Raw genomic sequence first — 13095 nt, 5'->3', positions numbered from 1 at the left:
GTCTACTGAAACAGTGAAGATTATCAATCATTTTGTACATTAAACCAGGTTCTATGGGTAAGCCGTCTCCAGGTTTTGATATCGCCTTACTCGACAGCGAGGGGAATAGAGTGGAAAGAGGACAAGTGGGTGAAATCTCTGTGAATGCTCATTCTTTCCCTTTCTTCTTCGTAGGTTATTGGAACCAACCTGAAAAGACGAAGGAAAAAATAATCGGTAAATGGTTTAAAACAGGTGACTTAGCTGCCATTGATAAGGATGGTTACTATTGGTTCCAAGGAAGATTGGATGATATTATTTCGAGTGCGGGTTACAGAATTGGACCTTTCGAGGTGGAAAGCAGTTTGCTTGAACATGAAGCGGTGTCAGAAGCACCCGTAATTGGAAAGCCGGATGCCCATAAAGGAAAAGTGGTTAAGGCTTTTGGTGTTTTAATTCCTGTATATCAATAAACAGAGGAGCTGGCCCATGAATTAATTGACTATGTGAAGAGCCGCTTATCGAAGCATCAATATCCTAGAGAAATTGACTTTATTGAGGAATTACCGAAAACGGCAAGCGGGAAAATTCAAAGATATCTTTTAAAGAAAGATTCCATTCAATCAATAAAAAAAGGGTAAGCTGAAATGAATCTAATCGGACATACATTCGTCTAGCGAAAGTTAATTTCGTCTGAGAGCCTCTCAGCAACATCCATATTTTAGTGAAAAGGTGTCTTTTGTACAGAATTATCAAAGCCAATAATAAACATTAAATCGATTTGAAAAAAGATTCTGAGATGGCTTCTATCATTAAAGGAGGATTTTATCCATATTCTAGGTTATAAAGAAGCTGCATCACTTAAAATGTTCCCAAATATGAATTTGGGAACATTTTTATGCTATAATATGGGGCATATAGAGAGAGGTGGGGGCATTGCAGGGACAACAGCCTAAGATTGTGAGAGATTTCCTTATTTATTTGACCACGATTAAAGGGAAGTCGATGAGGACTAGAAAAGAGTATGAGTACGATTTAATGCTCTTTTTCAAGTTTTTGAAAGTTACATATGAAGGCCTAGAGGTTGAACAGATAAGTGAAGTGTCCATTCATGACCTTACGATTGAAACGATTAGAGAGATATCATTGGAGGATATTTATCTGTTTATCGAGTATTGTGAGTCTGTTCGAGATAATAGCGCGTCAGCACGGGCTAGGAAGGTGGCGACGCTGAAGTCATTTTTTAAGTATTTGAAGGGGAAGAGAAGACTGATTTCGGATAATATCGCAGAAGAGCTAGAAAGTCCGAAGCTGAGTAAGCGAAATCCGATTTATATGAATCTAGAGGAGGCAAAATGCTTCCTTGGAGGAATTGAGCGTAATCATCATTATTACCGTAACTACTGCATGATGATGTTCTTTTTGAACTTAGGATTACGGGTTTCAGAGCTGTGCAGTCTGAAAATGAATTCTATTCAAGGCCAAGCGCTCCGGATTACAGGTAAAGGGGATAAGGAACGGACGGTATACTTGAATAAGGCATGCCGAGATTCACTTTCGGATTATCTGAAGAATGAGCGAATCAAGGTTCAGAAGGCAGAGACATTGGATTATTTATTCCTCTCTCAAAAGGGAACGAAATTAACACGTCAGCAGGTGGCAAGGATCGTGAAGAAAATCAATGAGCAGTCTGGTCTGCGAAAGGATAAGCTGACTCCCCATAAACTGCGGCATACCTCTGCGACTATCATGTATAAGAGCGGGGCGGACATTCGCAGCTTGCAGCAAATTCTTGGCCACTCCAATATATCCACGACCCAAATCTATACACATCTCGAGGATAAGGAAATCCAACAGGTGATCGACAATAATCCATTTAACTTTTAGAAGACCCTGATACACAGGGTTTTCTTTGGTTTTTACGAGCAAAAATAAAAAAATCTGCTTAACTCTAAAAGAGTCAAGCAGATGTCGTGTAAACGTTTACTCAAAAGAAAATATTGATTAACTCATTTACAGCGAGAACGAGGAAGAGAAGGATACTGACCGATAAAACAACATTGGAAAGCTTTTGGGAACGGTCGACTGTACCGACATACTCTTTTTTGTTAAGAAGGTAGATCAATGTGATAGCCAAAAACGGCATGAAGATCGCTCCAAGTGCTCCATAAGCGATGATTAATCCAACCGGCTTCCCAAGGAAATGGAGAAGCATAGGCGGGAATGTGAGCCAAAGAACAAAGAAACGATAAGATTTTGTATGGCTTAATTCATCCTTACTAATCTTACTATGGGTGATGGTACGAATGAAATCGGAGAATAGATAAGGAACTCCATTCCATACACCCAATACAGATGTGAAGGAAGCAGACCAGAAACCTATTAAGAATAAATATTTCACAACAGGATGCAGCTCATTTCCGATAATTCCAGCGAAATCTACTAATCCGGTTTCACCGGCAATATTAACATCCGTTCCATATAATAAACCTGCCCCCATAATTAATAAGGATAGCGTAAAGATGGCGGTTGCGATATAAGCTACAGCTGAATCCGCCCGGATGACTCGGATAAATGATGGCGTAGTCCATTTCTTTTCCTGAAGCCAGTATCCGTAGGAAGCCATGGTCAGTGATCCGCCTACTCCTCCGATAAGACCAAGTGCATAAAGAAGCGAGCCTTCTGGCAACGCAGGAACCGCTGTCCCTATAACGCCTCCCAGCTGAGGAATGATAATGATTGCACAGCCGACGACTGTGACGAACATAATCCCGATTAATACGTTCATCGCAGATTCAAAGATCTTATATTTGCCAGACCAGACAAGCAAGAAAGCGGCAATACCATGGATGATGGCCCATTGAGTCAATGATAATTGCGGGAAGAGTGCCGACATTGCAAGCGCGCAAGACGCTGTTCCTGCTGCTCCATAGACGAATCCCCAAATGATTGAATAGACGCCGAAGTATCCGGTGGCCCATTTCCCCATCATGTGCCAGCCTTCTAAGATTGTTTTGCCGCTTGTCACATGCCAGCGGCCAACCCCTTCATTTAACGCGAACTTTAATATGGAGCCAATGATAATCGCCCATAAGAAGACGAGACCATAATTCGTCCCGGCAACAAGAGCAGCGACTAGATCACCGGCTCCTACCCCTGTGGCAGCAACGATTAACCCTGGCCCAATGACCGATTTCTTCGAGACAGGTGCTTCAGGCTGCCAATTTGTTTGTTGTGCGTGCATAAATTCCCCCCGTTTGCTCAAAATCTTTTTGGTGCTCTTCTATTTTCCTATTTTTGTGTAAAAATATCAAATATTTGAATAATTAAATATTTTGAATCTCAATTTTAAAAAAGAGTGGATACACTTTTAGCCATAACGGCGTATTCAAGCTTCTCAAGTGTACGGCAATACTCTTTCCCAATGTCGCCCTCTAAATTAATCTTCGGTTTTTCCAGGTAGGAAAGGACATCTGTATCTTGGAACCAATCCCGTTGTGCTGGTGAAGAATGAGGCGTATCCTTCCAGACATTTTGCCATATGGGGCTATATATCCGAGCCTCCCCTTCCTTAAGTGAACCATTTTTGAATCGGCTGTGCATTCGCTTCCTACCAGGAACCTCCTCATTAACAAGATTGAACAAATGAGACCAAAAATCCATTCGTGAGCCAGTATGGGGAGTTTGGCAAGCCCAGTGAATGGTCCTGTTCAGCGTTTTTTCGTGGAATAAAAGGGCATACAAATCGCGGCCAATTTGAATTCGCTGATGAAGCTCTTCAAACTGATGAATCGTTATACCCCGCAGTTTTATGCGTTCACCTTCTATTACTAAGGGGAAGATTATTTGATTCATGGACAGGAGATCCTGCAGCATGAATTCAATTTTGTCAAAGACCGTTTTCTTGAATGACCCATTCTTCATAACGGTTTGCTCCAAATGGTTTTGTTCATTCACGACTAATGCCAGAGTAATCAATTCTGAATCATTTCCATCAAGAAAGAAAGGCCAAAGCACCTGCATGAAGACAGATACATGAAAGGCAGGAAGCAGATGGAAATAATTTTTTCGATGCTGTTTTCCTTTCTCATATAGCAGTAACTGAGGGTATGCATCCTCGAAGATAATCCAGTTCCCCCTTTCTAATAAGGCATAGAAATCATCACATTCTTGGCTGCTCATTATTCGCGGAAGAAATGAGCCCCTTAAATCAGTCATATTCCAGCCAGTATTTCGAGAAACCATATGGGCTAAAAGGGACCAATGAATCTCAGGATTTCTTCGATAATAGTCGAGGTAGGCTGTGGTGCGACTGATATTATTCCGATTATGCCGTTTCGTTTCCGCTTGAATATCCTCAACCAGCTTTTCTTCTTTAGCTGAGAGTGAGAGAGGGAGAGGCGGAATTGTAGTATGAAGACGTTCCTTTAAATCCTTTTGAAGCTTCTTATATTTTTTCGGTATTTTTTTGGTATGTAGAAAAATCAGAAACGGCCTCCTTTCATGAACAAAAAGTGCCTATTCCCCTTAATTTATTCCAAATTCCTTTCCTTATACCTATGGGGATTGGCATGCAAATTGCATAGTAAAAAAGCGGATAGCTTCATAGAGAGGAAAGGCCGGGTAAGCAGATGGGATGTGGCGTTCTGGAGAGGCTTAGGAGGATATATATATGCTCCGCTACTCGTTTATTTGGATAATACATACCGCTCGAGGCCTTTGGCTTAGCGTTAATAGGAGGCGTGTTATTTTTGTTGTTTGCTAAGCCGGATAAACAGCATCCTGTAAAGGCATCGCAGTTAAAGGATGCTCTGGAAACGAGAATATGAGAAAGGCTGGTGAAGGATCATGAAAGCATTAGATGTGCCTGTCGTTGTTTTGCCTAATGAGGCAAACGAGCTTCGCCGAGAGGTGCGGGTATTTTTGGAAGCTGAACAAAGGGAGGGACGAATTAAATCCAAATGCGACTGCTGGCTCAGTGGGTTTTCAGCCGATTTTTCCAAAAGGTTAGGGGAAAAGGGCTGGATTGGCATGACATGGCCGAGACAATATGGGGGACATGAGCGGACTTCCTTGGAGCGTTATATTGTTATGGAGGAATTGCTGGCTTTCGGAGCACCGGTTGCCGGACATTGGATCGCAGACAGGCAATCAGGACCGCTTCTTTTGAAGTTTGGGACAGAGGAGCAGAAGCAATTCTTCCTTCCGAGGATCGCAACTGGTGAAAGCTTCTTTTGCATCGGCTTGAGTGAGCCGAATGCAGGCTCTGACCTTGCAGCCATTCAAACCAGGGCCCGTAAAACAGATGGCGGCTGGCTTTTAAACGGGAGTAAGATATGGACGAGCGGGGCACATTTCTCGCATTATATGATTACCCTTTGCCGCACCGCTGACCAAGACCCTAATGACAGGCATGCAGGCATGAGTCAATTGATTGTTGACTTATCCGCAAAGGGAGTTACCATCCGTCCCATTATTCTCATGACAGGGGAGCATCATTTTAATGAAGTGTTTTTCGAGGATGTATTCATTCCCGACGAGCGATTGATTGGCAAGGAAGGAGATGGCTGGGCACAAGGAATGGCAGAGCTCGCCTATGAAAGAAGCGGGCCAGAACGCTTTCTCAGCACCTTCCCTTTGCTCAATGAATTAATCAATTCCCTGCTTGAGTGCGGAGATCATCATGGGCTGATGGCCGTAAGCAGGCTCGCGGCAAGGCTATGGAGCCTAAGAAATTTATCCCTCGGAATTGCTGTCCAATTGGAGAAGGATGTCCCCTCTAATCTCACCGCATCACTCGTTAAGGATATGGGTACTCAGTTTGAACAGGAAATAGCGGAATTTGCCAGGGATTATACGTCGGTTATCCCGTCTGTTCATTCCACAAACCGCCTGAGCAGGCTGATGGCTGAATCTATCCTGCAATCCCCAGGATTTACGCTAAGGGGCGGAACGACTGAAATCCTGCGGGGAATCATTGGGAAGGGGGTGCTGAAGGCATGAGTGATATGCAAGCCATTATTCTGCAGAGTGCAGAAAAGATATTGTCTAAGCATACAGAAAAAGAAATCATAGACGATGCAGAGAAAGGCCATTTTCCTGCTGACCTTTGGAAAGGCTTGCAGGAATCCGGCCTTCTCTTAATGGGTGTTAGTGAGGAACAAGGAGGTCATGGAGGAGATTGGACTGATGGCTTTAGGCTGATTCAGCTTGCCGGTAAATATTCGGCTCCGATTCCGTTGGCTGAAACACTGATCAGTAATTGGGTGCTGGCTGAGGTGGGCATGGAGGCGAATGATGCGGTTAAGAGTCTATCCTGCTTGTTTAAGCCTGCGAAAAATGGATTAACCTTTGACGGAATCTGCGTTTCCGGTAAGATTCCATCCGTTCCATATGGAAGACATGCAGAATATGTGATTGCCTTTCTAAAAGTTGAACAAGAAATCGAATTACTAAAGATTCCTGTCAGCTTAACGATGATTGAGAAAACGGCAAATCTTGCGGGAGAACCAAGGGATACCCTTTATATCAATCAGCTCGCGCTCCATCAATTAGAGCATATGTCCATTCCAACTGCCGTTTATGAGAGGGCTGCTTTTCTTGGAGCAGGAGCAAGGGTAGCGCAAATGACAGGAGCGATGGAGAGAATCATGGAGTTAGTGATTGAGCATGTGGAAACACGCTATCAATTTGGCCGGCCGCTTTCCCGCCAGCAAGCCATACAGCATCATATCGCTTCCCTTGCCGGAGAGCTTGCCGCCGCGAAGACCGCCTTGCAAAATGCCGTTTCCAGGGTACATGACACCCGTTTTGCTCCTGAAATCGCCTTAGCCAAGATACGCTTGAATGAGGGCGCTGGCCAATTTGCAAAAATTGCCCACCAAATCCTGGCGGCTATCGGCTTTACGCATGAGCACAGCCTTCATTACTCTACAAGGCGACTGTGGTCATATCGGGATGAATTTGGCACAGAAGCAGACTGGTCGAATACATTCGCTCATCACTTACAAAAATGGGGAGCGAACGGTTTATGGAATTATTTAACCAAGCAAAGGGAAGGGAAAGGGGAAGAACATGAACGATTTACAATTTACCGTTACGAATAATATCGCCCGTATCACTTTGAATCGACCTGAGCAAATGAATGCCTTTAGTGAGGATATGATTCATTCTTGGATCAAGGCTTTAGAGGAAGTACGTGATTCGGATGAGATACATGTTTTGGTGATTTCAGGGAATGGCCGTGCCTTTTGCTCTGGAGGAGACATTAAAGCAATGGCTAGAGGGGATGGATTTTTGAATCATGATGGATCGAATGATTATTCGTCAACCGCTCTCGCTAGAAAGAATTCCTTATGGAAGAATGTCCAGCGCATTCCACTCCTGCTCCAAGAAATTGATATTCCTGTGATTGCTATGCTGCATGGGGCTGCCTTTGGTGCAGGTTTTGATATGGCACTCGCCTGTGATATCCGAATCGCCGCAAAAAGCACCAAAATTGCGGAAAGCTATGTGAAGGCAGGAATAGTACCTGGAGATGGGGCAGCATGGTTTTTGCCGCGGCTGATTGGGACAGATAAAGCACTGGACTTATTATGGAACGGACAAGTACTGACCGCAGAGGAAGCGCATCAGCTCGGTCTACTGACCTATGTCATCGATGATTCAGAACTACAATCCTTTACGGATCATTATGTAGAAAGATTGAAAAATGGCCCTAAGGAAACGATGCGGTTCATGAAACGGGCAGTTTATCAAAGCAGACAGCTTGACTTAAGGACTTCTCTTGATATGATTTCATCTGCCATGGGCATCATTACAGAGCTCAAAGATTATGAAGAAGGTGTTCAAGCGCTCGTAGAAAAAAGAAAACCGGAATTTTCTTGAGTTTACTTAGAATCCATTGATGACAATGGATTCTTTTTTTGATTTCGTCAAAAATGTTTTAGGTGGAGGAAACAATTCATTATTCTATCGCATCCATCTATACAAATGTCCGTATTTCAAACAATCCGAGGGCAAAAGTCGTCGAAGAATGTCTGTCTATTTGATTGGCATAAATCTTGCATGTATTAAGTACAAGGAAGAAGCCTTTTAGGAGGATTTCCTTGATTCGTAAATGAATGAATTTCGATAGGAGTGAATCAAAATGGATGCACAATTACTCGAGAAAAAGGGACTTAAGCTTGAAACGTATACATTTGAGGTAGAAAAAGGAAAAATTCGCGAATTTGCCATCGCTATTGGGGATGAGCGGAAGGAATATTTAAATGGTACGAAGATTCTTCCGACATTTCCTACGGTCATTGACTTCTGGGGAGGCGGGTCTTCTACAGCTGACCTTTTAAATTTGGATGTGAAGCGGGTGCTTCACGGGGAACAGGCATATGAGTATACAGGGACCATTCATCCTGGTGACCAGATTACGGTTTCAACCATTGTTGAGGATGTCTATGAGAAATCCTCCATGAACTTTGTCGTATTGAAAAAGGAATATCGGAATCAACATGATGAACTTATCCTAATCAGTCGTTCGACCGTAATCGAGAGGCAAAAGGAGAGAAAAGGATGAACAAGGAAACCATATTTGAATCATTAATCAAGGAACCGGTAACCCATACACAGCTTGTCCGCTATGCAGGAGCCTCAGGTGACTTTAACCCTATTCATACGGTTGTTCCCTTTGCAGAGGAGGCAGGACTTGGCGGAGTGATCGCACACGGCATGCTGATCATGGGGTTTGTCGGTCAGGCGATTGGCCAATGGGTTTCTGTTGATGACCTCAGGTCCTATAAAGCACGTTTTAAAGCCATGACTCGACCTGGTGAAAGAATAACCGTTAATGGACAAATCCTTCAAGAGAATGCCGATTATTTTACTTGTACAGCAGAAGCGGTGAATGACCAAGGAGAGGTCAAGCTTGTGGCAGAATTTACGGTAAAAAAATGAATGTATAGTTTCATAGAAGGAGGCCGCATGAATGGAATCATTGGATGATGTCAGAAGAATTTTTGAGAATAGTGCCTTCAATAAGCACTTGAATATTCATACAGATATTTTTGAAGAGGGAAATGTGCGCTGCACGCTGCAGGTGCAAAACCATCATCTTAATGTCAATCAAGCTGTACATGGCGGGGTATTGTTCAGCCTGCTTGATTCGGTTATGGGAGCTGCAATCAGGTCTGTGAGCGGGACGCCGTTAGTCACCGTCAATATGTCCATCCATTATCTAGCTGCGGTTCAAGCAGGAGAGAATATCATAGCTAGAGCCGCAATCATCCATTCAGGGAAAAGCATCGTTACGGCTGAAGGTTTTCTAGAGGATGAGGATGGGGCGCTAAAAGCTAAAACGATTGGAACCTTTAAGCTTTTGAGATTATCATAATCGAGACCTTTTCTATGAGGAATGCACTAATTATCTAAATAATGGGAAATTTTATTGACGAAAAGTTTTTTCGCCTATAAAATTTTGGTATTACCAATATTTTCAATTTGGGGTGTACTCATTTGAATCAAGCAAAGGAAAAACAAAAATATAATGTTCCCGCCCTTGAAAATGCTTTTTCCATTCTCCGCCTGCTTAGCCGAAACCGCTTCAAGGAATCAACCATTACAGAAATATCAAATGCCCTACATTTGAACCCAGCGACCTGTTATCGATTGCTCCGTGTCATGGAGGAGATGGCTGTTGTGCGTTACATGGAGGATAAAAAGCGCTATACGCTTGGGCCGTATCTCGTTGTTTTGGGTGAGCGTGCAAAAGAACATCTTGATTACCTCCTTATCATTCAGCCTTATCTTGAAAGACTGGCAAAGGACACACAGATGACCGCAATCCTCGTCAATAAGATTAACGACCGAAAGCTTGCCATCGTCAGCAAGGCTGAGGCAAGCGATTTCGGTGTTACGGTTTCAGTCGGCCGGCACTTTTCGATTTCTGACGGATCTTTCGGACTTTGCCTTTTAGCCTATCTGGATAAGGAAAAGAGGAAAGACATTCTGCATGCAGGTACGGGGCTTAAAACCTATACCGAGACAGAAATCGAAGCAATGGAAAAGGAGTTAGATACGCTAAAAAAACGCGGATACCACATCACATACGGGGAGTATGTAAAAGGGTTATGCGGGATAGCGGCGCCACTCTTGACACATGGAGATAAGGTTGAAATGTCGATTGAACTGATTGGCTTTACCTCTCGGCACGATAAGGCAGATTTAGAGGGAAAGGGATTATTGATCAAGGAAGCGGCAATGGAAATCAGCCGGAAGCTAAAGGGAGATGAATGAAAAGGAGACGGCAAAATGGGAGCTCTAACCGGTATTAAGGTATTAGATTTAACGAGACTTCTTCCAGGTCCTTATTGTACGCTCATGCTTGCTGATTACGGAGCAGAAGTCATCAAAATCGAAGAGCCTGGAAGAGGAGATTACATACGCTCCAGAAAACCAGCTGTCAATGGCATTGGGGCTAGACACTTGACAGTCAACCGCAATAAACGAAGTGTGGAGCTGAATCTGAAAACAGAAGCTGGAATTGCTATATTTAACAAAATGGCAAGAGAAGCTGATGTCATAATCGAGGGCTTCAGGCCGGGTGTCATGGACAGACTCGGAATCGGCTATGAAGGAATCGCAAAGATTAATCCAGGAATTGTGTATTGTTCCTTGACAGGGTATGGACAAACAGGGCCTTATCGTTTACTCCCAGGCCATGACATCAATTATGCAGGATACACCGGAATCCTCTCTCTTAATGGTGAGAAGGATGGAAAGCCTGTGATACCTGGCGTTCAAATAGCTGATATCGGAGGCGGGTCGCTCATGGCCTTATCCGGCATTCTGATGGCTTTATTACATAAAGAAAAAACAGGCAAGGGGCAATACATTGATATATCCATGGCAGACGGGGCTGTCACCTGGCTGTATGCAGCAGCCTCCGATTATTTTGTCACGGATGATGTTCCGGAAAGAGGCAAAAACCGGCTTGATGGCCAATTTGCCTACTATCAGCTCTATGAGACGAAGGACGGTCAATACCTATCAGTAGGCGCATCGGAAAAGAAGTTTTGGGATCGCTTCTGCGAGCTGGTAGAAAGGCCAGACTGGAAGCCGCTTCACGAAGGGGATGAGCACGTTCAAACACAATTAATAGAGGATTTGACTGCTTTATTCCTAGAAAGAACGAAGGAGCAATGGATGGAACTGTTATCTATGGAGGATACATGTATTGGACCGGTTAATGACATGAGGGAGGCCTTCTCCGACCCGCATATCCAAGCAAGAGAAATGCTGACAGAGCAAGATCATCCTATTGCGGGTGTGACCAAACAGATTGGTTTTCCGATTAAATTCTCTGAAACACCTGGCAAACTGTATGCCCATGCACCTATCCTCGGAGAACATACGGCTGAATACTTGACCAGCTTAGGATATACAGAGGAGGAAATAAGGGAGCTCCAGCGCGAGAATGTCATAGGGAGCCACCCATCTATCCAACAATCATAAGGGAGGAATAGTCGTTGAATCATGTCCATTATAACCGATTAGGAACCAATCAGAACATTGCAGAAATCATTCTTGACCGCCCGAAAGCGCGAAATGCCTTTACGACAGATATGGCGAAAGAAATTCTTGAACTTTGCCAAACGATTCATCATAGCGAGGCAAGAGTGGTCCTCATCCGCTCATCAACTGAAGGGGCCTTCTGTTCCGGGGCTGACCTAAAGGAACGGAATGGGATGAGTGAGGAGGAGTGGAAGGAACAGCATGAGCTGTTTGAGGCTATGTTTCATCAAATACAGGATATGAAGCAGCCTGTCATCGCCGTTGTTGACGGCTACGCACTTGCGGGAGGCTTTGAAATTGTCCTTAACTGTGATTTTATTATTGCCACAAAGCATGCTGTTTTTGGCCTGCCGGAGGTCACAAGGGGAATCATGCCGGGCGGTGGAGGAACAAGACTTCTATCGAGAAGAATTCCGATTCATAAGGCGAAGGAATGGATTTTGACCGGAAAAAAAGTCCCTGCACGAGAAGCTGAAGCATGCGGATTAATCAATCTCCTTACGACAAGAGAAAAAATGAAAGAGGAATCCGTTGCCTTTGCCGAGAAAATCGCTTTGAATGCTCCGCTTGCCGTTCAATATTGCAAAGCCTCCATTGATGAACTTTACAGCATGAATGAAAAAGAGGCACGTGAGGTTGAAATTGATTTTTACAACCGCTGTGTAAATACAAAGGACCGTCTTGAGGGTGTCAGGGCATTTGTGGAGAAAAGGCAGCCGCAATTTATCGGTGAGTAAAGAAGAAAGGCGGAACGAATTTCATGGGGTATGAAACGATAACGATAGACCCGTCGGGTGGCGTTTGTACCGTCAGGCTGAACCGGCCTGAAGTGAGAAATTCTCTTGGTCTTGAGACCCGTTATGAATTAAGGGATTTTTTCACGAAAGCAGGTGAGGATGAATCAATCCGCTGCATCATTCTCACTGGCAATGGTCCAGCCTTTTCGGCAGGGGGAGATTTAAGTCAAATGGAGGGACTGGATCCATTCAAGGGCAGGAAGAGGCTCCAAAGCGGCCATGCCATGATACAATCAATGATTCAGCTGGAGAAACCGATTATTGCAGCAGTCAATGGGGCTGCAGCGGGAGCGGGCGTCAGTATGGCTCTTGCCTGTGACATGATTCTTTCTTGCAGCAGTGCTGTCTATATTCAAAGCTTTGTCAAGGTAGGTCTTATCCCAGATTTAGGGTCAATCTATTTTCTGCCGAGGTTGATTGGCAGACATAAGGCCATGGAACTGATGATGACTGGCGAGAGAATTTCAGCGGATGAAGCTCATAGGCTAGGTCTGATTAACCGGGTGGTTAATGATAAAATGTTGATGGAGGAAGCACAAAAGCTCGCGCGAAGACTTGCTGACGGGCCAGCCCATTCCATCGGGTTAACAAAAAAGCTCGTCAATAGGAGCATTCTTGCTGATCTTGAACACACATTAGAGGAGGAAGGATTGGCCCAAGGAATCTGTTTTCATTCAGATGACTTTAGCGAAGGAAGGAATGCCTTTTTTGAGAAGAGAAAACCAAATTTCCGGTTAAGGGTGGAGGAATGAGG

General features: G+C 44.1%; 13 protein-coding genes and 1 pseudogene. 12 read left to right on the top strand and 2 right to left on the bottom strand.

Annotated elements, in window-relative coordinates:
• The first annotated feature begins 53 nt into the window (after positions 1 to 53).
• Together ACY8DX_RS10995 and ACY8DX_RS10990 are read left to right on the top strand one after the other, a co-directional pair.
• Positions 54 to 620 (top strand): annotated as a pseudogene (locus ACY8DX_RS10995) (AMP-binding enzyme).
• 295 nt (positions 621 to 915) lie between these two features.
• Complete coding sequence (locus ACY8DX_RS10990) at positions 916 to 1866, top strand: tyrosine recombinase XerC (protein WP_462405123.1); 951 nt, start codon at positions 916 to 918, stop codon at positions 1864 to 1866.
• 100 nt (positions 1867 to 1966) lie between these two features.
• Here the strand turns inward: ACY8DX_RS10990 and ACY8DX_RS10985 are convergent, their stop codons facing one another.
• Positions 1967 to 3223: an Nramp family divalent metal transporter gene (locus tag ACY8DX_RS10985; RefSeq protein WP_439802023.1), complete on the bottom strand. Its 1257-nt coding sequence runs from the start codon at positions 3221 to 3223 to the stop codon at positions 1967 to 1969.
• A gap of 104 nt (positions 3224 to 3327) precedes the next feature.
• A complete protein-coding gene (locus ACY8DX_RS10980; protein WP_462406927.1) occupies positions 3328 to 4296 on the bottom strand; it encodes a DUF2515 family protein in 969 nt (322 codons plus the stop codon).
• A gap of 531 nt (positions 4297 to 4827) precedes the next feature.
• On the opposite strand from ACY8DX_RS10980, the gene ACY8DX_RS10975 reads away from it, so the two are divergent.
• The 10 genes from ACY8DX_RS10975 (at position 4828) to ACY8DX_RS10930 (ending at position 13093) form a co-directional block, all read left to right on the top strand.
• Complete coding sequence (locus tag ACY8DX_RS10975) at positions 4828 to 5982, top strand: acyl-CoA dehydrogenase family protein (protein ID WP_462405122.1); 1155 nt, start codon at positions 4828 to 4830, stop codon at positions 5980 to 5982.
• On the top strand, positions 5979 to 7085 hold the full coding sequence (locus ACY8DX_RS10970; protein WP_462405121.1) for an acyl-CoA dehydrogenase family protein: 1107 nt from the start codon (positions 5979 to 5981) through the stop codon (positions 7083 to 7085). Before ACY8DX_RS10975 ends, ACY8DX_RS10970 begins: the two co-directional genes overlap by 4 nt.
• A complete protein-coding gene (locus ACY8DX_RS10965; protein WP_462405120.1) occupies positions 7054 to 7866 on the top strand; it encodes an enoyl-CoA hydratase/isomerase family protein in 813 nt (270 codons plus the stop codon). Before ACY8DX_RS10970 ends, ACY8DX_RS10965 begins: the two co-directional genes overlap by 32 nt.
• Positions 7867 to 8128: 262 nt before the next feature.
• A complete protein-coding gene (locus ACY8DX_RS10960; protein ID WP_439802019.1) occupies positions 8129 to 8551 on the top strand; it encodes an FAS1-like dehydratase domain-containing protein in 423 nt (140 codons plus the stop codon).
• The gene (locus ACY8DX_RS10955) at positions 8548 to 8928 is read left to right on the top strand and encodes a MaoC/PaaZ C-terminal domain-containing protein (RefSeq protein ID WP_439802018.1); all 381 of its coding nucleotides are present in this window, start codon (positions 8548 to 8550) and stop codon (positions 8926 to 8928) included. Before ACY8DX_RS10960 ends, ACY8DX_RS10955 begins: the two co-directional genes overlap by 4 nt.
• 31 nt (positions 8929 to 8959) lie before the next feature.
• A complete protein-coding gene (locus tag ACY8DX_RS10950) occupies positions 8960 to 9364 on the top strand; it encodes a PaaI family thioesterase (RefSeq protein ID WP_462405119.1) in 405 nt (134 codons plus the stop codon).
• Between the two features lie 122 nt (positions 9365 to 9486).
• On the top strand, positions 9487 to 10266 hold the full coding sequence (locus tag ACY8DX_RS10945) for an IclR family transcriptional regulator (protein ID WP_439802016.1): 780 nt from the start codon (positions 9487 to 9489) through the stop codon (positions 10264 to 10266).
• A gap of 15 nt (positions 10267 to 10281) precedes the next feature.
• Positions 10282 to 11484 (top strand): CaiB/BaiF CoA transferase family protein, encoded by a 1203-nt coding sequence (locus ACY8DX_RS10940; protein ID WP_462405118.1) that lies wholly within the window; start codon positions 10282 to 10284, stop codon positions 11482 to 11484.
• Between the two features lie 14 nt (positions 11485 to 11498).
• Positions 11499 to 12281: an enoyl-CoA hydratase/isomerase family protein gene (locus tag ACY8DX_RS10935; RefSeq protein ID WP_462405117.1), complete on the top strand. Its 783-nt coding sequence runs from the start codon at positions 11499 to 11501 to the stop codon at positions 12279 to 12281.
• Between the two features lie 23 nt (positions 12282 to 12304).
• Positions 12305 to 13093 (top strand): enoyl-CoA hydratase/isomerase family protein, encoded by a 789-nt coding sequence (locus tag ACY8DX_RS10930; protein WP_462405116.1) that lies wholly within the window; start codon positions 12305 to 12307, stop codon positions 13091 to 13093.
• Positions 13094 to 13095: the final 2 nt, after the last annotated feature.

The organism is Gracilibacillus sp. Marseille-QA3620, assembly GCF_054950035.1.
This window is presented reverse-complemented; position numbering and strand designations above follow the sequence as displayed.